21 protein-coding genes are annotated in these 20,971 nt (G+C 57.6%); 17 read left to right on the top strand and 4 right to left on the bottom strand.

The window, feature by feature from the left end:
* Positions 1-316: 316 nt before the first annotated feature.
* Positions 317-931, top strand: a complete 615-nt coding sequence (locus ACL2XO_RS20610; RefSeq protein ID WP_243701624.1) for a DUF1007 family protein — start codon at positions 317-319, stop codon at positions 929-931.
* Positions 922-2,064 (top strand): nickel/cobalt transporter, encoded by a 1,143-nt coding sequence (locus ACL2XO_RS20605; protein ID WP_413741405.1) that lies wholly within the window; start codon positions 922-924, stop codon positions 2,062-2,064. The genes ACL2XO_RS20610 and ACL2XO_RS20605 overlap by 10 nt, the downstream gene beginning before the upstream one ends.
* A 103-nt stretch (positions 2,065-2,167) precedes the next feature.
* Here ACL2XO_RS20605 and suhB read toward each other — a convergent pair whose 3' ends face one another.
* Positions 2,168-2,971 carry an inositol-1-monophosphatase gene (gene suhB / locus ACL2XO_RS20600; protein ID WP_132926749.1) on the bottom strand — a complete coding sequence of 268 codons (804 nt, stop codon included), beginning with the start codon at positions 2,969-2,971 and terminating at the stop codon, positions 2,168-2,170.
* A 118-nt stretch (positions 2,972-3,089) separates the two neighbouring features.
* Here suhB and trmJ point away from each other — a divergent pair, with 118 nt between their 5' ends.
* From trmJ to sseB, 5 genes are all read left to right on the top strand, one after another.
* Positions 3,090-3,839, top strand: coding sequence for a tRNA (cytosine(32)/uridine(32)-2'-O)-methyltransferase TrmJ (gene trmJ / locus ACL2XO_RS20595; protein WP_203524589.1), 750 nt, complete (start codon positions 3,090-3,092; stop codon positions 3,837-3,839).
* 90 nt (positions 3,840-3,929) lie between these two features.
* Positions 3,930-4,427 (top strand): Fe-S cluster assembly transcriptional regulator IscR, encoded by a 498-nt coding sequence (gene iscR, locus ACL2XO_RS20590; RefSeq protein ID WP_132926753.1) that lies wholly within the window; start codon positions 3,930-3,932, stop codon positions 4,425-4,427.
* Between the two features lie 108 nt (positions 4,428-4,535).
* Entirely contained in the window at positions 4,536-5,750 is a 1,215-nt protein-coding gene (locus ACL2XO_RS20585; RefSeq protein WP_413741404.1) for an IscS subfamily cysteine desulfurase, read from the top strand.
* A gap of 250 nt (positions 5,751-6,000) precedes the next feature.
* The gene (gene pepB, locus ACL2XO_RS20580) at positions 6,001-7,296 is read left to right on the top strand and encodes an aminopeptidase PepB (protein ID WP_413741403.1); all 1,296 of its coding nucleotides are present in this window, start codon (positions 6,001-6,003) and stop codon (positions 7,294-7,296) included.
* A 53-nt stretch (positions 7,297-7,349) separates the two neighbouring features.
* Positions 7,350-8,153 (top strand): enhanced serine sensitivity protein SseB, encoded by an 804-nt coding sequence (gene sseB / locus ACL2XO_RS20575; protein WP_132926757.1) that lies wholly within the window; start codon positions 7,350-7,352, stop codon positions 8,151-8,153.
* Positions 8,154-8,266: 113 nt separating this feature from the next.
* Here sseB and sseA read toward each other — a convergent pair whose 3' ends face one another.
* Positions 8,267-9,127, bottom strand: a complete 861-nt coding sequence (gene sseA, locus ACL2XO_RS20570; RefSeq protein ID WP_413741402.1) for a 3-mercaptopyruvate sulfurtransferase — start codon at positions 9,125-9,127, stop codon at positions 8,267-8,269.
* Positions 9,128-9,481: 354 nt separating this feature from the next.
* On the opposite strand from sseA, the gene ndk reads away from it, so the two are divergent.
* The 10 genes from ndk (at position 9,482) to ACL2XO_RS20520 (ending at position 19,345) form a co-directional block, all read left to right on the top strand.
* The gene (ndk, locus tag ACL2XO_RS20565; RefSeq protein ID WP_132926761.1) at positions 9,482-9,913 is read left to right on the top strand and encodes a nucleoside-diphosphate kinase; all 432 of its coding nucleotides are present in this window, start codon (positions 9,482-9,484) and stop codon (positions 9,911-9,913) included.
* Positions 9,914-10,082: 169 nt separating this feature from the next.
* Positions 10,083-11,261 (top strand): bifunctional tRNA (adenosine(37)-C2)-methyltransferase TrmG/ribosomal RNA large subunit methyltransferase RlmN, encoded by a 1,179-nt coding sequence (locus tag ACL2XO_RS20560; protein ID WP_413725239.1) that lies wholly within the window; start codon positions 10,083-10,085, stop codon positions 11,259-11,261.
* A gap of 65 nt (positions 11,262-11,326) precedes the next feature.
* Positions 11,327-12,076 carry a type IV pilus biogenesis/stability protein PilW gene (gene pilW, locus ACL2XO_RS20555; protein WP_132926763.1) on the top strand — a complete coding sequence of 250 codons (750 nt, stop codon included), beginning with the start codon at positions 11,327-11,329 and terminating at the stop codon, positions 12,074-12,076.
* A complete protein-coding gene (gene rodZ / locus ACL2XO_RS20550; RefSeq protein WP_413725238.1) occupies positions 12,066-13,091 on the top strand; it encodes a cytoskeleton protein RodZ in 1,026 nt (341 codons plus the stop codon). Before pilW ends, rodZ begins: the two co-directional genes overlap by 11 nt.
* A gap of 29 nt (positions 13,092-13,120) precedes the next feature.
* Positions 13,121-14,242 (top strand): flavodoxin-dependent (E)-4-hydroxy-3-methylbut-2-enyl-diphosphate synthase, encoded by a 1,122-nt coding sequence (gene ispG / locus ACL2XO_RS20545; protein WP_132926767.1) that lies wholly within the window; start codon positions 13,121-13,123, stop codon positions 14,240-14,242.
* 19 nt (positions 14,243-14,261) lie between these two features.
* The gene (gene hisS, locus ACL2XO_RS20540; protein WP_132926769.1) at positions 14,262-15,536 is read left to right on the top strand and encodes a histidine--tRNA ligase; all 1,275 of its coding nucleotides are present in this window, start codon (positions 14,262-14,264) and stop codon (positions 15,534-15,536) included.
* Positions 15,537-15,549: 13 nt separating this feature from the next.
* Complete coding sequence (locus ACL2XO_RS20535) at positions 15,550-16,173, top strand: YfgM family protein (RefSeq protein WP_132926771.1); 624 nt, start codon at positions 15,550-15,552, stop codon at positions 16,171-16,173.
* A gap of 10 nt (positions 16,174-16,183) precedes the next feature.
* The gene (bamB, locus tag ACL2XO_RS20530) at positions 16,184-17,365 is read left to right on the top strand and encodes an outer membrane protein assembly factor BamB (RefSeq protein ID WP_413725237.1); all 1,182 of its coding nucleotides are present in this window, start codon (positions 16,184-16,186) and stop codon (positions 17,363-17,365) included.
* Positions 17,366-17,500: 135 nt separating this feature from the next.
* The gene (gene der / locus ACL2XO_RS20525; protein ID WP_132926775.1) at positions 17,501-18,970 is read left to right on the top strand and encodes a ribosome biogenesis GTPase Der; all 1,470 of its coding nucleotides are present in this window, start codon (positions 17,501-17,503) and stop codon (positions 18,968-18,970) included.
* A 153-nt stretch (positions 18,971-19,123) separates the two neighbouring features.
* A complete protein-coding gene (locus tag ACL2XO_RS20520; RefSeq protein WP_413741401.1) occupies positions 19,124-19,345 on the top strand; it encodes a zinc ribbon domain-containing protein in 222 nt (73 codons plus the stop codon).
* Here the strand turns inward: ACL2XO_RS20520 and ACL2XO_RS20515 are convergent, their stop codons facing one another.
* Together ACL2XO_RS20515 and ACL2XO_RS20510 are read right to left on the bottom strand one after the other, a co-directional pair.
* Positions 19,346-19,687 (bottom strand): protealysin inhibitor emfourin, encoded by a 342-nt coding sequence (locus tag ACL2XO_RS20515; RefSeq protein WP_413741400.1) that lies wholly within the window; start codon positions 19,685-19,687, stop codon positions 19,346-19,348. It abuts the gene before it with no gap.
* Between the two features lie 69 nt (positions 19,688-19,756).
* Positions 19,757-20,791, bottom strand: a complete 1,035-nt coding sequence (locus ACL2XO_RS20510) for a M4 family metallopeptidase (RefSeq protein WP_413741399.1) — start codon at positions 20,789-20,791, stop codon at positions 19,757-19,759.
* Positions 20,792-20,971 lie beyond the last annotated feature (180 nt).

Genomic DNA, 20,971 nt, shown 5'->3' with positions numbered 1-20,971 from the left:
TGTCCTTACGTTGGTATTATTGCTAATGATAGCTAATCAATTTCCCTGTGTGAGGTTAGGATAATTTTTGTTTGTGAGATTCAAGGGCGATCACATTTTGAGAAGGCATTTAGCGATGAAAAGGATTTGCCGCCGCAAGCCTTTGCAACAGTTAATGTCTTGCGGTGACGAAGTTCTATCCGCTAGCATCGCCAGGGATGAAACCGTAAAGGAGAAGAGGGTGAGACAACCCTGGGGTGGCAAGGTGGCGCAAGGAGTTATCTTGGTGTTATATCATCGAAACAGACGCGGGGGGAGAAATCCGCCATGGCGGGTTTTGCTGGCGTTAACCTGGGGCGTGAGCCAGGCGGCGTTCGCCCATCCCCATAGTTTTATAGATATGAAAACTGAAATAATTAGCCGTGATAATTATCTCAGCGGCTTTAAGATGACCTGGACCATGGATGAAATCACCTCCGCCGATGTTTTTTATGACGATGCCGGCGCCAAACCGGATTCGGTAGCCTGGAAAAAACTGGCGGCACAGGTCATGGCCAATGTGCTGGGCCAGCACTATTTCACCGAGGTCTATCGAGACGGGCAGCGGGTTAAATTTGAAGATATGCCGGCGGAATACCATTTATACCGCAACGGACAAAAGGCGGTGCTGATGTTCGTGTTGCCCCTGGCGCATCCGCCGCTGCTGGCGGGCAGCCCCATCTTTTTTTCAACCTACGATCCCACCTATTTTGTCGATATGACGTATCGCGATGAGACCGCCATTACGTTGCCTGCCGGATTGTCGGCGGGTTGCAAGCTGACGTTGATGACCCCCAAGCCCAATCCTTCCCTGCAGGCCTACGCGCTCTCGCTGGATAATCCCGGTTCGAAGGGAGTCGATACCAGCCTGGGCAAACAATTCGCTCAAAGGGTACAACTGCAATGTCACTGACAATCGCCTCCGGGCCCGGTTCCCGCACCGTACGTTATTGGCTGGCGGGCCTTTGGCCGTTTTGGCTGTTTCTGTTGGCGGCCTTGACGGCGATACGCTACCTTATCGCCTATTGGCCGTTGATCCTGCTGAAAAGCGTGGTATGGCAAGAACAGCTGCACCAGCACCTGGCGCAACTGCTCTATCAGGTTCAGCAGGATCCGGGGCGGGCCGGTTTGTCGCTATTGCTGTTCAGCCTGGTGTACGGCATCCTGCACGCCGTCGGTCCGGGCCATGGCAAAGTGGTGCTCACCACCTATCTGGCCACGCATCCTTCCCGGTTGAAACTCAGCATGGCCATGACGCTGGCGGCATCCCTGCTGCAAGGGGGAATGGCCATCGCCCTGGTGAGCGTGGTACTGGTGGGGCTTCACCTTTCTTCCCGCGTGCTGCATCTCGGGGAGTTCTGGCTGGAAAAAAGCAGCTATATCCTGGTAGCCTTGCTGGGAGCGCTGCTGTGCCGGCGGGCGTTGCTGAAGCTGCGCGATATCATCCGGAATTTCAGGCATCGGGGGCAACGGCCTCTTGGCGCCATTACCTCGCTGCGCTACCTGGGGAATGAACCGCCGAAGGATGGGCGTCCTTATCGGGCCGGTCCGGGCTTTGCTCCCCCGGGGAAGGGGCAGCGTGCCGTACTACTCTCGACGCCGTTAGCGCCGATTGACGGTGGGTACCATCCCGCGGACTGCGCCTGCGGACATCACCATTTACCGGATGAATCGGCGCTACAGGCGGACGCGGGCTGGCGAACCCGCGTGGCGGTGGTGCTGGCCATGGGGTTTCGTCCCTGTTCCGGCGCGGTGCTGGTATTGCTGTTCGCCAAAGTAATAGGGGTTTACGGCTGGGGCGTGATATCGGCGCTGGTGATGGCCGCCGGGACCTCCCTGACCCTGCTGACGCTGGCCTTGCTGGTGTTTTTCAGCCGCCGGGTGGCCGAAAGCCTAACCCGCCGCCATACCTCTGGAATATCCGCCGGCGTGGCGTGGGCAACCCTGTCGCTGGCCGGCGGTTTGCTGCTGGTAGCCGCCGGAGCGGTACTTTATCTCACCGCCCAGCCGCTGCTGATGGGCACGGTGAGACCGTTCAGCCATTGATGGCCCGGGACATGAAGCCGGCGTCATGAAATCGGAGCATGACGGCGGGGGACCCGGCGGGCCGCCGGACTATCGCCGCGGCGCACCGGTTGATGCCGGTCAATCAGCGCCGCAGCGCGTCGCTGAGCTCATCGCGCATGGCGGAGAGCATGGCTTTTACCACACGGGGATTGCCCGCCACCAGGTTGCCGGACTGCCAATACTCATGGCCGCCGGCAAAATCGGTTACCAGGCCGCCGGCTTCACGCACCAGCAGGTCGCCGCCGGCGTAATCCCAGGGTTTGAGCCCGATCTCGAAGAAGCCGTCCACCCTTCCGGCCGCCACATAGGCCAGATCCAGCGCGGCGGAGCCGCTGCGGCGAAAATCAGCGCATTGGGTAAACAGCTTGCCCAGCAGGTTGATATAGGTTGCCGCGTGCTGCTTGGCCTTAAAGGGGAAACCGGTGGCGAGAATCGTTCCGTCCAATTCACGGGCAGTGCTGCCGCGCAGGCGGTAGCCGTTCAATTGGGTGCCCTGGCCGCGGGATGAGGTAAAGAGTTCGTTGCGCATGGGATCGTAGACCACCGCGACTTCGGTGCGGCCTTTAATGCGTACGGCAATGGAAACGGCGAAGTGGGGAAGGTGCTTGATGAAATTGGTGGTGCCATCCAGTGGGTCGATTATCCATTGTACGTCCTGATCCTCGCCGGTCAGTTCACCGCACTCTTCGCTGATCACGGTGTGCTGCGGGTAGGATTTACGGATTACCTCGATGATCAGCCGCTCCGCTTCGCGATCGACGTTGGTGACAAAATCGTTATCGCCCTTCTGGCTGGCTTCGACGGCATCGGGGGTTTCGTAGTGTTTGGCAATTAAATTACCCGCCTTTCGCGCAGCGCGAATGGCGATGTTAAGCATCGGATGCATGGATATCGTCCACTAAGATGTTAAAGAACTGAAACGGCGCGGAGTATAGCAGAGTTTCGGTAAAAAACCTATGGGTGTGATAATATATTGCCCACTTTCCCCTTAGCTTTGAAAGATTATGCTGCACAATATTCGCGTTGTTTTGGTCGAAACATCCCACACCGGTAATATCGGTTCTGCCGCCCGGGCCATGAAAACCATGGGGTTGAGCAACCTTTATCTGGTGAACCCGTTAACCCAACCCGATTCACAGGCCATTGCCCTGTCCGCCGGCGCCAGCGATATCATCGGCAACGCCACCATCGTCGGCAGCCTCGACGAAGCGCTGGCCGGGTGCGGTCTGGTGGTGGGCACCAGCGCGCGTTCCCGCACCTTGCCCTGGCCGATGCTTGAACCCAGGGAATGCGGGACTAAAAGCGTTGAAGCAGGGGAACATGCGCCGGTAGCGCTGCTGTTCGGACGCGAACGCGTGGGACTGACCAATGAAGAGCTGCAAAAGTGCCATTTTCACGTGATGATTCCCGCCAATCCGGAATACAGTTCGCTGAATCTGGCGATGGCGGTGCAAATCCTGGCCTATGAAATCCGGGTAGCGTACCTGGAAAGCCTCACAGCCGCCGCGCCGGTTCATGGGGAGGACTCGCCCTACCCGATGGCGGATGAGCTGGAACGGTTCTACCAGCATCTGGAACAGGTATTGATCCGCACCGGCTTTATCCGGGCGGCCCATCCGGGGCAGGTGATGAACAAACTGCGCCGGCTGTTCGTCCGCGCTCGTCCGGAAAGCCAGGAGCTGCATATCCTGCGCGGTATCCTGACCTCAATCGAACATCCCCAGGCGGCAAAAGACGAGCTAAAACGCGACTAATACTTGAGTGGAATGCTTGGTTAAATAGTTGACTATTTTAGTCAGGAATGGCAGACTTTTGACATATTTCACCCAACGGGAATTATTATCATGAGACTTACTTCTAAAGGCCGTTATGCGGTTACCGCCATGCTTGACGTCGCGCTGCATTCCCAGGAAGGGCCGGTTCCGCTGGCTGAAATTTCCGAACGCCAGGGTATCTCCCTGTCTTACCTCGAACAACTTTTTTCTCGTTTGCGTAAAAATGATCTGGTGGCCAGCGTGCGCGGTCCCGGCGGCGGCTATCTGCTGGGTAAAGCAGCGGATCAAATCGCGGTCGGCGCCATCATCACCGCCGTGGATGAATCTGTGGATGCTACCCGCTGCCAGGGCAAAGAAGGCTGCCAGAACGGCGATCGCTGCCTGACCCATACCCTGTGGCGCGATCTCAGCGTGCGCATCAGCGAGTTCCTCAATAATATTTCTTTGGCCGAACTGGTGCAGAACGAAGAGATCCTTGATGTGGCCGACCGGCAAAATAACGATACCCGCCGCACCGCCACAAACGGACGTATCCAAGAAACCATTAATGTTAATCTGCGCGCATAAGCAATAATACGGCATTTAACATATACCCTAACGATTCACCTTGCAGGAAGGCGGCAACGCCGAGGTATGATGGGTATAGTTTGAAGTAATGTACGGAGCGTAAGAGCAATGAAACTGCCGATTTATCTGGACTATTCGGCCACGACACCGGCCGATCCCCGGGTTGCCGAAAAAATGATGCAGTGTTTAACCCTGGACGGTAATTTCGGTAATCCGGCTTCCCGCTCGCACCGTTTCGGGTGGCAGGCGGAAGAGGCGGTAGATATTGCGCGCAATCATATCGCGGATCTGGTGGGCGCCGACCCGCGTGAAATCATTTTTACCTCCGGCGCCACGGAATCCGATAACCTGGCGATCAAGGGCGCGGCCCATGCCAACCGGGACAAAGGCAAACACATCATCACCAGCAAAACGGAACATAAAGCCGTGCTGGATACCTGTTCCCAATTGGAAAGCGAAGGATTCGACGTCACCTATCTCTCGCCGCAGCGCAGCGGCCTTCTTGATTTGCAACAGTTGGCAGACGCGATGCGCGACGATACCGTCCTGGTATCCGTCATGCATGTCAATAACGAAATTGGCGTGGTGCAGGATATCGCGGCCATAGGTGAAATGTGCCGTAGCCGGGGAATCATTTTCCATGTGGACGCCACTCAGAGCGTCGGCAAGCTGCCCATCGATCTCGCCGCGCTCAACGTGGATTTGATGTCCTTCACCGCGCATAAGATCTATGGCCCTAAGGGCGTCGGCGCGCTTTATGTCCGCCGCAAGCCCCGGGTGCGTATCGAGGCGCAGATGCATGGCGGCGGCCATGAACGCGGCATGCGTTCAGGCACGCTGCCGGTTCACCAGATAGTCGGCATGGGCGAAGCGTACCGCATCGCCAAGGAAGAGATGCCGACTGAAGCGCCGCGGCTGCGCGCGCTGCGCGACAGGCTGTGGAACGGCATCAGGAACATGGAAGAAGTTTATCTTAACGGCTGCCTGGAGCAGGGGGCGCCGAATATTCTCAATGTCAGCTTCAATTATGTGGACGGCGAGTCGCTTATCATGGCGTTGAAGGACTTGGCCGTGTCGTCCGGCTCCGCCTGTACGTCCGCCAGCCTGGAGCCTTCCTACGTGCTGCGCGCGCTGGGACTGGCTGATGAGCTGGCGCACAGCTCCATTCGTTTTTCCCTCGGGCGTTTTACCACCGCCGAGGAGATCGATTACGCCGTCGGGCAAGTGCATAACGCCATCGGCCGCCTGCGCGAATTCTCCCCCCAGTGGAAAATGTTCAAGCAGGGCGTGGATATCGGCAGTATCGAGTGGACGCGACGCTAACCACCACGTCTTTTGCCACCCTCCGGGTCGAATACACGGGCTGTTAGCCCGATTGCGGGACGTTGCTGCTGAATGTCATCCCATTGTCATTAGGTTTAGAGACCATCGGCGGGCCTTGTCCCGCCAAGTCAATGAGGCGGGGCGTTCGGCAAGAGATTGAAAGGGGCGCCCGGTAGGGGCCATGATTTTGTCACTGTACCGGATACGTACAGGATTGCCTCACACAAACAACAATTATAGGAGTCATACTATGACAACCGAAGCGATGCCGGTCATGCTATCAACGGTAGCAGCGGATCCCCGTTGGGGCGAAAAAACGCTGCTGAGCGCCGGCGATGGCGGAATGACCATTCACCTGACCGGCGACAATGCGCTGATGGAAATCCAGCGTGGGGCACGTAAAATCGACGGGCAGGGCGTGAAACATGTCCGTCTTGAGGGCGACGGCTGGGATATGGAACGCTGCTGGTCTTTCTGGCAGGGTTACCGCGGGCCGAAGGGCGAGCGAACCATCGATTGGCCGGAGTTGGCGGCGGACGCCAGGCAGGAGCTGGATAACCGGCTGAAAGTCATCGACTGGGTGCGCCATACCATCAATACCCCGGCGGAAGAACTGGGTCCCGAGCAGCTGGCTCAGCGCGCTGTGGATATCATGTGCCACGTCTCCAACGATATCAAATACCGCATTACCAAGGCGGAGGATCTGCGCGAGAACGGTTATACGGGCATCCACAGCGTCGGCCGCGGATCGGACCGCCAGCCGGTGCTGCTCTCCCTGGACTACAACCCGGGCGGCAATCCGGATGAACCGGTTCTGGCATGTCTGGTGGGTAAAGGTATTACCTTCGACAGCGGCGGCTACAGCCTGAAAGGCAGCAGCTTCATGGATTCGATGAAATCCGATATGGGCGGCGCGGCCACCGTCACCGGGGCCCTGGCCCTGTCAATCGCCCGCGGCCTGAAAAAACGCGTGCGCCTGTATCTGTGCTGCGCCGACAATATGGTGAGCGGCAACGCGTTCAAGCTGGGCGACATCATCCGCTACCGCAACGGTAAAAGCGTAGAAGTCATGAACACCGACGCCGAAGGCCGGCTGGTGCTGGCGGACGGTCTTATCGACGCCTCGGCTAAAAAACCCCGTATCATTATCGACTGCGCCACCCTGACCGGCGCGGCCAAGACCGCCCTGGGCAATGATTACCACGCGCTGTTCAGCTTTGACGATGTCCTGGCCCAGTCGCTGCTTAGCAGCGCCGAGCAGGAAAACGAACCGTTCTGGCGCCTGCCGCTGGCGGAGTTCCACCGTGCCCAGCTGCCGTCCAACTTTGCCGATCTCAGCAATGTGGCGGGAGCGTCCTATACCGCGGGCGCCAGCACGGCGGCGGCTTTCCTGTCCCATTTTGTGGAAAACTACCGGCAGGGCTGGCTGCACATCGATTGTTCCGCCACCTACCGCAAGAGCGCGGTGGATCAATGGTCCGCCGGCGCTACCGGGTTGGGGGTGCGTACCCTGGCCAATCTGCTGTTGTCCCAGGCGGCCGAATAATCTTGTCCGTCCCCGGACCGGAAACCGGGGCGGCACGGTTAACGGAGAATATAATGACTCAGAATAATGCAGCTCAGGCGAATGCGCTGGATCTTGCCTTGAAACAGGCGGCCGGCGAACCGGCCCATCGGCCGGCTTTTTTTCGCCTGTTAATGGAATCGACGGTTTTTGTGCTGGGGGATGCCGGCGACGGCTGGATTGCCGGCGCGGCCCGCCATGACGGCGAACAGCCGGTTAATCTGCAACATTGGGAAAAACCGGACGGCACCACCGCCATACCATTTTTTACATCCTTAGAAGCCTTGCAGCAGGCGGTCACCGAACCCCAGCCGTTTATGGCGCTGCCCACCCGGACGCTGTTCGCCATGACGGCGGGAGCGGAGCTGTTCCTAAATCCCAAACTGCCTTACGGCAAGTCTTTCAGTCCGGATGAAATTACCGCCCTGATGATGAACGGCGGCGATGCCCTGACCGAGCGTGAAATTCTCGAAGGCGAAATGCGCTTCACCCTTAGCGATACGGAGCAGAAACCGGCGCAGATGGTTGATTCACTTACCAGGCTGTTCGCCGACTATAAGCAGGTCCGGCGGGCGTTTATGGTGCAGATCCGCGACGAGCCCGAGGATCCGCCGCACTGGCTGATTGGACTGGAGTGCGAGGGGGATGCCGAGGCCGCCATCGAAGCGGCGGGACAGGTTGCAACCGACACCGCCCCCGATGAACAGCCGGTTGACCTTTGCCTGGTGGGCAAGGATGAGTCGGGTATCAGCCATTACTTCATCCACCACATCCAGCCATTCTACGAACGCAAGTGGGGCAGCTGGCTGCGGACGCTGCGCGATGGCAAACCGGCCTGATTGCCGGGGTTTTTGACGGGGCGGCGGCGCCATGGCTTTGCCGCCTGAATTGCCTTGGACACCGCGCCCCGGGAGTCAAAGGCAATGTCGGGCCAGACATCATCAGCGCCGGGTTAGTCGTTTCCTTCGCCGGTCGCAATGGGTACATCGTCCCGACCGCCCCATTCGCTCCACGAACCGTCATAGAGCGCCACGCCCTCAATGCCAAGCTCGGTAAGCGCCAGCACCGCCACCGCGGCGGTAACCCCTGAACCGCAGCTGGCCACCAGGGGCCGGCCGGTATCGATTCCCGCCTTATCCACTATCGATTGCAGTTCTTCCGGACTTTTCAGCTCCCCGTCCCGCACCAGCGCATGCCACGGCAAATTCTTGCTGCCGGGAATATGGCCGCGATGCAGGCCGGGGCGGGGCTCCGGCTCCTGGCCGCTGAAACGGGCGGCGGGGCGGGCATCAATCACCTGCGCCGAGCGGTGGGCGATAATGTGGCGCATGTCAGCCAGGCTTTTCACATGACCCGCCGACGGGTGGGGACGAAAGGTGCGCGGGTCCTGGAACACCGGTCCTGCGGCCAGCGGCAGGCCGGCCCTTTGCCAGCCCGCCATGCCGCCCGCCAGCAGCGACACCCGCTCTACGCCGGCGATGACGTGCAGCATCCACCAGGCGCGGGGCGCGGAAAACAGCGAACCGTCATCATAAACCACCAGATGCTGCCCATCGCCCACCCCCAGCGCTTCCATGGCGGCGGCAAACGCCTCCGGGGATGTCAGCATATGCGGTAGCGCGCTGTTGCTGTCTGACAACGCCTCGATATCGAATATCACCGCTTCCGGCAGGTGTCCCGCCAGATATTCCGCATGCAGATCCCGCGGCCCCTGGTAACCGGGCGGCAACATCCGCGCATCCAAAATCCGCACCGAAGGGTCGTGAATATGTTCCTGCAGCCAGGCGGGGGAGACAAACAGCGATGAGGTCATAACGATGCTCCGTGGTTGCGCCGCGGCGGGCCATTCAGCCTGCGCAGCCCGTAAGATAAGGTATTGTCGGTGATTTTAAGCTCTCGAACAAGCGGATTGCTCCGGTAAGGCCTTTCCTCACAGAATTTAATTTTTGAGCGATTTGCACGGAATTTGCGCTGGTATAAACCCTTTTTTTATGGAAAATAGAATAGCCCCTTGAAAAGTAGGGAATAAGCTAAATTTTTTTTAATGGAATGTTGCATTTCTGATAGGCAAACGTCTATCCGATCCCTATAATTTGCGCCACTTGAACAGGTCGATACAACAAACGATTAACTCGACCATTTATTAATTTGTTACAAAGAGGTCATTATGACGATAGAGCGTACTTTTTCCATCGTGAAACCCAACGCGGTGGCAAAGAATGTCATCGGCGCCATCTATGCGCGCTTTGAAAGCGCCGGCTTGAAGATAGTTGCCGCTAAAATGCTGCAATTGACCCGCGCGCAGGCCGAAGGCTTTTACGCCGAGCATCAGGGCAAACCTTTTTTTGACGGGCTGGTGGGGTTCATGATCTCCGGTCCGGTGGTGGTCCAGGTTTTGGAAGGCGAGGATGCCGTGCGGCGCAACCGTGAAATCATGGGCGCCACCAACCCGGCCAACGCTCTGGCCGGCACCCTGCGCAGCGATTATGCCGACAGCCTGACGGAAAATGCCGTGCACGGTTCCGATGCCGTCGAATCCGCCGCGCGCGAGATCGCCTATTTCTTCAGTGAAGACGAGATTTGCCCCCGCACACGCTAATCGCCGCCGCACGATAGATAAAAAAGCGGGGCTGCTGCTTTTAAGCAGCGCCGCTCTGCGCTAAAATCTAAAACTGTTGCGCCCCGGATGAGGTGGTAGTCCGCACTCGGCCGGGGCATTTCTTTATCTTTTCCGCGCCATAACGTGTAATAACGAGGCCTTCATTACCATGTCAGAGCAATATGTACCTGAAATGCCGCCAGCGGCGGTGGAACTCGCCGAGCCCGCATCCCTCAACCAAAAGCTGAATTTGCTGGATATGAATCGCCAGCAGATGCGCGAATTTTTCCTGGGCATCGGCGAAAAACCCTTTCGTGCGGATCAGGTCATGAAATGGATGTACCATTATTGCTGTGACGATTTTGATCAGATGACCGATATCAACAAGACGCTGCGCGGCAAATTAAAAACCTTGACCGAAATACGCGCCCCGGAAGTGGCCAGCGAGCAGCGTTCCAGCGACGGCACCATCAAGTGGGCGATTAAGGTCGGCGACCAGCAGGTGGAAACCGTTTACATTCCGGAAGAGGATCGCGCTACGCTGTGCGTCTCCTCCCAGGTGGGCTGCGCACTGCAGTGCACGTTCTGCTCCACCGGCCAGCAGGGATTCAACCGTAACCTGCGGGTGTCGGAAATTATCGGCCAGGTGTGGCGCGCGGCGAAGATTATCGGCGCCGCCAAGGTTACCGGCCAGCGGCCCATCACCAATGTGGTGATGATGGGCATGGGTGAGCCGCTGCTCAACCTCACCAACGTGGTGCCCGCGATGGAAATCATGCTGGACGATTTTGGTTTCGGCCTGTCGAAACGCCGCGTCACCCTCTCCACTTCCGGCGTGGTTCCGGCGCTGGACAAGCTGGGGGATATGATTGACGTGGCGCTGGCCATTTCGCTGCATGCCCCGACGGATGCCATCCGTGACGAAATCGTTCCTATCAATAAAAAATACAATATCGACATGTTCCTGTCGGCTGTGCGCCGCTACCTGGATAAATCCAATGCCAACCAGGGGCGGGTGACGGTGGAATATGTCATGCTGGATCATATCAACGACGGTACGGAACACGCGCATCAGCTGGCGGAGTGTCTGAAGGACACGCCCTGCAAGATTAACCTGATTCCGTGGAATCCCTTCCCCGGCGCGCCGTACGGGCGCAGCTCCAACAGCCGGGTCGATCGTTTCTCCAAGGTGCTGATGGATTATGGTTTTACCACTATCGTGCGCAAAACCCGGGGTGACGACATTGACGCCGCCTGCGGGCAATTGGCGGGGGATGTTATCGATCGCACTAAACGGACTCTGCATAAGCGCATGGCCGGAGAGCCAATCGCGGTGAGAACCTTGTGATGAGCCGCCGCCGGACGGGCGGCGATGAAAATAACCGAATCTTCAGAGGATAAAAGGGAACAGGCATGACGCTGAGACGGTTAACAGGAGTATTATTGCTATTCGGGTTGTTGAATGGATGCGCCGGTGACAAACATGATACCGAGATATCATCACAGTCATCTCAAACCCGATTGCAGTTGGGTATGGAATATCTGGCGGCCAATAATCTTGATGCGGCGCGGCAGAATCTCGACAAGGCGGTAAAAGGCGCCCCCGCCGATTACCGAACCCAATTGGGCATGGCGCTTTATGAACAACGGGTCGGCGAAAACGACGCCGCGCAGAATCGTTATAACCTGGCGCTGAAATTGGCGCCGCAAAACGCCTCGGTACTGAATAATTACGGTGCGTTTTTATGTAGTTTAGGGCAGTATGTATCGGCGCAACAACAGTTTGCTGCTGCGGCACGGTCAACGGATTACGGACAGGTCGCCGATAGTCTGGAAAATGCCGGCTATTGTTTTTTCAAAGCCGGTCAAAACGATGAGGCGCGGACGTTACTCAGTCGCGCGCTGAAATACGACCCGGAAAAGGGCGTAGCTTTGCTGGCGGAAGCAGACCGGCAGTTCAGTGAAGGGAAAGGCGATAAAGCACAACTATTATTGGATATTTATCAGCATATTCTTCCGGCAAGTGCTGAAAGTTTATGGTTACAGATTCGTTTCGCTGCGTTAGCGGGACGCCACAATGACGTTCAACGTTATGGCACACGGCTTGCGCGAAGTTTTCCACAATCTAAACAGTACCAGCAGTTCCTAGCTAATGAATACTGAAGCCCTCCAAGATCAGACAGCATCAACAACGACAGGCGGACGCCTGCGTCAGGCACGTGAACAAATGGGACTCAGCCAGCAGGCGGTGGCCGAAAGGCTGTGCCTGAAGGTCACGACCGTGAAGGAAATAGAAGAGGACAGGGCCAATCCCAATCTGGCCTCGACCTTTTTGCGGGGTTATATCCGCTCCTATGCCCGGTTGGTTCACGTTTCCGAAGAAGAAATTTTGCCGATGATGGCGAAACAGGCGCCGGTGCGAGCCTCGAAAGTCGCGCCGATGCAGACTTTTGCCCTCGGAAAAACCCGCAAAAAGCGGGACGGCTGGTTAATGGGATTTACCTGGCTCATTCTGTTCGTGGTGATAGGCCTGACCGGTGCCTGGTGGTGGCAAAACCATCAGGCGCAGCAAAAGGATATCTCCGATATGGCCGATCAATCCTCCACCAAGCTGAACCAGGGGGGCGATAACGACAATACCGCTTCCGGCGGTCAAAACGGTGACGATGGCACCGGCAGCGACGACGCGGGCCAGCCGGCGGCGGATCAGTCCGCCGGCAGCGATGCCGCCGCCGCGGGCGCCACTTCGCCCGCCACCCCGGTTCAGCCGGGTGCGGCAGCGGCCCCTGTCGCCAACAGCGCTAATGCCAATGGCGCGACCTCGCCGGCCACGGCGCAAAATAACGCGCCCGCCGCCGCGCCGACCTCTTCCGCAACCCAGCAGCCCGCATCTTCGGCACCGGCACCGGCGCCGACCGAAGGCGAGGCCGGCACCAACGGGCTGGTGATGAATTTCACCGCCGATTGCTGGCTGGAAGTCTCCGACGCCACCGGTAAAAAACTGTTCAGCGGTACACAGCGTCCCGGCGGTAAACTCAATCTTGCCGGTCAGGCGCCGTTCAAATTGAAAATCGGCGCTCCTGCGGCGGTCCAGATTCAATATCAGGGCAAACCGGTGGATTTGAGCCGATATGTCAGATCAAACCAGGTTGCGAGACTCACCATAGCCGCTAATTAGGCTGAATTGAGCAATTATGGAGAGAATGTATGCATAATCACGCACCCATTAACCGCCGGAAATCTACTCGGATCTATGTCGGCAAGGTGCCGATTGGTGATGGCGCGCCTATTGCCGTACAATCGATGACCAATACCCGTACCACCGACGTGGCGGCGACGGTGCGGCAAATCCAGGCGCTGGAGCGCGTGGGGGTTGATATCGTCCGCGTTTCGGTGCCGACCATGGATGCGGCTGACGCCTTTCGCCTGATAAAACAGCAGGTCAGCGTGCCGCTGGTGGCGGATATCCATTTCGATTATCGCATCGCGCTGAAAGTCGCCGAGTATGGGGTGGACTGCCTGCGCATCAACCCCGGCAATATCGGCAGCGAAGCGCGTATCCGCTCGGTGGTGGATTGCGCCCGTGATAAAAACATTCCCATACGCATCGGCGTCAACGCCGGTTCGCTGGAGCGCGACATCCAGGAAAAATACGGCGAACCCACGCCGGAAGCCTTGCTTGAATCCGCCATGCGCCACGTCGACATACTGGATCGCCTCAATTTTAACCAGTTTAAAGTCAGCGTCAAAGCGTCGGATGTCTTTCTGGCGGTTGAATCCTACCGTTTGCTGGCGTCGCGCATCGATCAGCCCCTGCATCTGGGGATTACCGAAGCGGGCGGCGCGCGCAGCGGCGCGGTGAAATCCGCCATCGGGCTCGGTCTGCTGCTCAGCGAAGGCATCGGCGATACCCTGCGGATCTCGCTGGCGGCCGACCCGGTGGAAGAAGTCAAAGTAGGATTTGATATTCTCAAATCCCTGCGCATTCGCGCCCGCGGCATAAATTTCATTGCTTGTCCCACCTGTTCGCGCCAGGAATTCGACGTTATCGGTACGGTCAATGCCCTTGAGCAGCGGCTGGAAGATATCGTCACGCCGATGGATGTGTCCATTATCGGCTGTGTGGTTAACGGTCCGGGGGAGGCGCTGGTGTCCACCATCGGCGTCACCGGCGGCCACAATAAGAGCGGTTTTTATGAAGACGGCGTGCGCCAGCGCGACCGTTTCGATAACGAACAGATGATCGATCAGTTGGAAGCTAAAATCCGCGCCAAGGCGGCCATGCTTGATGACAGCAATCGCATTGTCGTTAATTTGATTGATAAGTAATTTTTTATAGAGAATCGACATGGCAACTAACATCCAGGCCATTCGCGGCATGAACGACTATTTGCCGGAAGAAACGGCAGTCTGGCAGCGTATTGAAGGCATACTGAAGGATGTACTGGCCGGTTACGGTTACAGTGAAATCCGTTTACCGATTGTTGAACAGACCCCTTTGTTCAAGCGCGCTATCGGCGAAGTGACCGATGTTGTGGAAAAAGAGATGTACACCTTCGAGGATCGCAACGGCGACAGCCTGACGTTGCGGCCGGAAGGCACGGCGGGCTGTGTCCGCGCCGGCATTGAACATGGCTTGCTTTACAACCAGGAACAGCGCCTGTGGTATATTGGGCCGATGTTTCGGCATGAACGCCCGCAAAAGGGCCGCTATCGCCAGTTCCATCAGCTCGGCGCCGAGGTGTTCGGCCTGCAGGGGCCGGATATCGACGCGGAGCTCATCCTCCTCACCGCCCGCTGGTGGCGGGCGCTGGGCATTCATCAGCACGTCGCCCTTGAGCTCAACTCCATTGGCTCCCTTGAAGCGCGCGCGAATTACCGCGATGCCCTGGTGGCCTTTCTGGAACAGCATCAGGACCGGCTGGACGAGGATTGCCGCCGTCGCATGTATGTCAATCCGCTGCGTGTCCTGGACACCAAAAATGAAGATATTCAGCTTTTGCTGAAAGACGCGCCGGTGCTAACCGATTACCTTGATGAAGAGTCCCGTAAACACTTTGCCGGACTGTGTGAACTTTTACAGCAGTCCGGTATCCCATATACGGTAAATCCGAGTTTGGTGCGCGGCCTGGACTACTATAACCGCACGGTCTTCGAGTGGGTGACCACCAGCCTTGGTTCGCAGGGAACGGTGTGCGGCGGTGGCCGCTATGACGGATTGGTTGAACAGCTGGGGGGACGCGCCACGCCGGCGGTGGGTTTCGCCATGGGTCTGGAGCGTTTGGTGCTGCTGGTGCAGGCGGTCAATCCGGATTTCAAACCCCGGCCGACGGTGGATGTCTATCTGATCTCCTCCGGCGAGGCGACCCTGAGCGCGGCAATGGCCCTGGCGGAGAGTCTTCGCGACGCTTTGCCCGCCCTGCGGTTGATGACCAACTATGGCGGCGGCAATTTCAAGAAGCAGTTCGGCCGCGCCGACAAATGGGGTGCACGGTTGGCCTTGGTTTTGGGAGAGAACGAAGTTGCCGCGCAGCAGGTGGTGGTGAAAAATCTCGCCACCGGCGACCAGGAAACGCTGGCGCAAAGCGATGTTGCTGCACGGCTGGCATCGATTTTAGGTTAAGGAGAAAGACCACGTGGAAGTCTACAGCTCGGAAAACGAACAGCGTGAAGCGCTGGTGCGGTTTTTTGCGGATAACGGTAAGGCGCTGGTTATCGGCGTCATTATCGGTATCGCCGCGTTGGTGGGCTGGCGTTATTGGCACAACCATCAAAACGACTCGATGATGAAATCGTCCGCCGCCTGGCAGCAGGTCAATACCGCGCTCACCAGCGATGCGGACCAGCAGCGGGTCGACGCCGCGCAGAAGTTTGCCGACAGCAATAACAACAACTATGGTGCCTTGACCTCCATGGATTTGGCACGTTTTTATGCGGAAAAAGGTGATTTCGCCACCGCGGAAAAACAACTGAAGAAAGCCTTAACCCAGACGAAAGAAGAAAATCTTCAGTCGTTGATTAATCTCCGTCTGGCTCGTGTTCAGCTTCAAGGGAAAAACGTGGACGGCGCGCTCACGACCTTGGCCGGAGTAAAACCTGCGGCCTGGTCGGCACTGGCGGACGATGTCCGCGGCGACGCCCAGTTGATCAAGGGTAATAACCAAGCGGCGCGGGACGCTTATGACAAAGCGCTTAAAGCGAATCCGCCGCAGGCATTACAGGCCTTGTTGCGCATGAAACTGAATAACTTGTCCAGCTAAGAGGGACCCCATGCAATTGCGTAAAACATGTTTCGTCGGACTGATTTCATTAGCTTTGCTCAGCGGTTGTTCATGGTTCAGCGGTGAAGAGGATGTGGTCGTCATGTCACCGCTGCCAAAAGTGGACAATCAGTTCCAGCCGACCGAAGTATGGAGCAAATCGGTCGGTAACGGCACCGGCGAATTTTACTCCAATCTTCACCCGGCCTGGCAGGACAACCGCGTATTCGCAGCGGATCGTCGCGGCACGGTGAAAGCGTTGGATATTGATACCGGCAAGGAAATCTGGTCGGTGGATTTGTCGGAAAAAACCGGCTTCTTGTCCAGTAACCTCCCCGCACTGTTATCCGGCGGCGTCGCCGTGGCGGACAATCGGCTTTATATCGGCAGCGAAAAGGCGGTGGTCTACGCCCTGAGCGCCGACGACGGCACGGTGGCCTGGCAGACGAAAGTCGCCGGCGAAGCCCTGTCGACGCCGGTTATCAGCGACGGCCTGGTGTTGATTCATACCAGCAACGGCATGCTGCAAGCCCTCAGCCAGACCGACGGCGCGATAAAATGGACGGCGAATCTGGATATGCCGCCGTTGACCCTGCGGGGCGAGTCCGCGCCGGTCACCGCCTTTGGCGCGGCGATTGTGGGCGGCGACAACGGCCGTGTCAGCGCCATCATGCTGGCGCAGGGCCAGATGATTTGGCAGCAGCGTATTTCACAAACCACCGGCGCGACGGAAATCGCCCGCCTGGGTGATGTGAACACCTCGCCGGTGGTGGTCAATAATATGGTGTACGCCCTGGCTTACAACGGTAACCTGGCCGCCTTGGATTTGCGTTCCGGCCAGATTGCCTGGAAGCGTGAAGTGGGTTCGGTCAACGACCTGATTGTGGACGGCAACCGGATTTATGTCGTGGACCAGGACGATCGGGTTTTGGCGCTGGATATACAGGGCGGTGTTACCCTGTGGACGCAAAGCGAACTGCTGCATCGTAACCTGACTTCGCCGGTCCTGTTCGACGGTTATCTCGTGGCGGGCGACTCGCAAGGCTACCTGCATTGGATAAATACTGACGACGGGCGATTCGTGGCGCAGAATAAAGTTGACAGTTCCGGATTGCAGAGCAAACCCGTGGTCGCCGGCGGCAAACTGCTGGTTCAGGCCAACGGCGGCGAGGTTTACGCGTTTACCCGCTAAAAAATAGGGATTTACCCGTCTGATTCTCAGTTCGCGGGTCATCAACGGCTCCTGACATGTTCAGGAGCCGTTTTGTCTTATATAATCAGCCCAGTTTCGTGCTGAAATACTTTATTACCTTATGAGGTTGTAACAATGATACCTGTCGTCGCGCTGGTTGGGCGCCCCAATGTAGGAAAATCCACCCTGTTTAATCGGTTAACGCATACTCGCGATGCGTTGGTGGCGGATTTCCCGGGGCTGACGCGTGACCGCAAGTATGGTCGTGCGGAATGGGAAGGCCATGAATTTATCGTTGTCGATACCGGCGGTATCGACGGCAATGAAGAGGGAGTTGAAACCCGCATGGCCGGCCAATCTCTGGTGGCCATTGAAGAAGCCGATATCGTGCTGTTTATGGTGGACGGCCGCGCCGGGTTGATGCCGGCGGATGAAGGCATAGCCAAGCATCTGCGCAGCCGGCAAAAAACCACGCTGGTAGTGGCCAACAAAACCGACGGCATTGATGCCGACAGCGCGGTGGGTGATTTCTACTCCCTCGGCCTGGGCGAGGTTTATGCCATTGCCGCGTCACACGGCCGCGGCGTCAACAGCCTGCTGGAAGATGCCCTCTCGCCGCTGGTGGTGGAAGAAGTAGAAGAGGTGGTGGAGTATCCGGGCCAGGAGCCCTGGCCGGAAGATGAAGAGGGCATTCCTGAAGACGAAGAGGAAGAGGCCTTTGACCCGCAGTCCCTGCCGATAAAACTGGCCATTGTCGGCCGTCCCAATGTCGGCAAGTCCACGCTGACCAACCGGATACTGGGGGAAGATCGCGTAGTGGTTTTTGATATGCCGGGCACCACCCGTGACAGTATCTATATCCCCATGGTGCGGGATGAGCGGGAATATATCCTTATCGATACCGCCGGCGTGCGCAAACGCGGCAAAATAACCGAAACGGTGGAAAAGTTTTCTGTTATCAAAACATTGCAGGCCATTGAAGACGCTAATGTGGTTTTGCTGGTAATTGATGCACGGGAAGGCATTTCCGATCAGGATCTCTCGCTGTTGGGTTTTATCCTGAACAGCGGGCGCTCACTGGTGATTGCGGTGAACAAGTGGGATGGCCTGACGCAGGAAATCCGCGATGAAGTCAAGGAGACGCTGGATATGCGTCTGGGCTTTATCGATTTCGCCCGGGTGCATTTTATTTCCGCGCTGCACGGCAGCGGCGTAGGCAATCTGTTTGAATCCATCAACGAAGCCTATCGCTGTTCCACCAAACGCATCAGCACTTCCATGCTCACCAATATCATGCAGATGGCCATCGAAGAACACCAGCCGCCGCTGGTGCGCGGGCGCCGGGTGAAACCGAAATATGCCCATGCCGGGGGATACAATCCGCCCATCGTGGTGATACACGGTACCCAGGTGAAACATTTACCGGATTCCTATAAACGTTACCTGATGAACTATTTTCGCCGTTCGCTGGAAATCATGGGAACGCCGATCCGTATTCAGTTCAATGAAGGGGCTAACCCCTTTGCCGGCAAACACAACACCCTGACGCCAAACCAGATGCGCAAGCGCAAACGTCTGATAAGCCACATCAAAAAGAGCAAGTAAAACTCAAGGCCCTATAGGGGCCTCAGTTTGCTGACAAAGTGTCCGGACGGTACTGTTGTCCTAGCGCACAGGCGGTGCTCAATTCTGGGCGGGAACCGGCTAAAATAAAGGCTGATTTTACTGAGCCCCTGATGCTTGTTTAAGGAAGACACGATGGATGATATATGCCCGGTGTGCCAACATGAACTTCAGCGGCAGGGTGAGGATTTTTACTGCCCGTCCTGCCAGGGCCGGTTCAAGCGGGAAGTGTTATGCCCTGATTGCGGCAAACCGCTGGATGTACTGATTGCCTGTGGGGCGGCGGACTATTTTTGCCCCCATGGCGATGGACTGATCTCGAAAAAACGCGTCGTCCCGCGCTATATCACGCCTTAATCAATTCTCCGCCGTCCGTCCCTCTTGCCAGAACCGGGCCAGCTCCGACGGAGCGCTGGCCTCCGGCACCAGCAGTTCGAAAAAGGAAGGCGATTGCCGGTTATCCGGCCTGAGGATATGGATCCGGAAGTAACGCGTATCGCCGCTGCCCGGACAACGTCCGCCCGGGGGGGACTGCATCAGCAACTGCCTGATTAACGCGCACAGCCGCTCCCGCTGCCCGGACGGCATCTGCCCCAGGCTGAAACGCCGGCGCGCCAGCAGGGCGGGGATGTAGGCAAATCCGCCCTCTCGCGACACTTCGATCACGGTCTGTTCATCAAGCACAGGGCATTGGTCCATCTTCCTCTCCGGGACAGATTGCGGCGTCGTCCGGATAAATACCGAACCGAGCGGCCAACGGCCGTGTAGTCACGACGATACGCCCACTGCGCGCCAGGCCTGTTCAACCGCCTGAGCTTCCTCATCGGTAAAGTGCTGGCCGGCATGCTGGATTGTCAGGCGGGCAAACGCGGCGAAATCGGCATTTTGCTTTAACCGGTGATCGCATAAGGTGGCATACCAGATATAACCGGCTTTTTCCCAGGCATATCCCCCCAGCGCGGTGGCGGCCAGATAAAACGCCCGATTAGGGATGCCGGAATTCAAATGCACGCCGCCGTTATCCTCGCGAGTACGGACAAATTCCCGCATATGATCCGGCTGCGGGTCTTTGCCCAGCAGCGGGTCATCATAAGCGCTGCCGGGGGACGACATGGAACGTAAGCCCCGGCCGGCGATTTTTTCCGTCAGCAGCCCCGCTCCGATAATCCAGTCAGCCTGCGCGGCGGTCTGTCGCAGATGGAACTGCTTAACCAGCGAACCGAATACGTCCGACAGAGATTCGTTTAACGCTCCCGCCTGCTCAAAGTAGATCAAATTGGCTTCGGTTTCCGTGACGCCATGGGCTAACTCGTGGGCCACCACGTCCAGCGCGATGGTAAAACGATTGAAGATTTCGCCGTCGCCATCGCCGAACACCATTTGCTCGCCGTTCCAGAAGGCATTTTGATACTCGATGCCGTAATGGACCGAGCCGGTCAGCGGCAATCCTTTTGCGTCAAGTGAATGGCGCTGGAATATCTGCCAGAAAAAATCATAGGTGATGCCCAGATAATCATAGGCTTCGTTAACCGCCCGGTCATCGGCCGCGGCTTGTCCCTCCTGCCTCACCAGCGTGCCGGGCAGGGTCATGGCCTGGTGCGCGTCGTATATCCCCCGCTTCACCTGGCCGGCCTGCTGGGCGACCTGATAGCGGGCGGGCAGAGGATTGCGCCCCATCAGGCTATGGACATGGGTCAGGGTCTGGCGGGCATTCAAGCGCTGCTGCTCGCTGCCCCGTTCCATGATACGGCGCAGGATATACGGAGGGATAACGCTATGCCTAAGTCGGTCTGGACTGTACAAATAATCCTCCTTGCCGGCCTAATGCCAGATGTACCGCCGGGGGATTAAGGCCGTATTTGCCGTACTCTCTCCGCCGTATTAAAAAATCTGGCCTGAAAATTATGTCGTTATAAAAGTATAATCGCCTTTGGCGCAAAGGGGGAAAGCCTTGGGGTAAAACGGGCAAGGACCGGATGTCGC

The organism is Sodalis sp. RH15, from assembly GCF_047324255.1.
GTDB lineage: Bacteria > Pseudomonadota > Gammaproteobacteria > Enterobacterales > Enterobacteriaceae > Acerihabitans > Acerihabitans ligni.
This window is presented reverse-complemented; position numbering and strand designations above follow the sequence as displayed.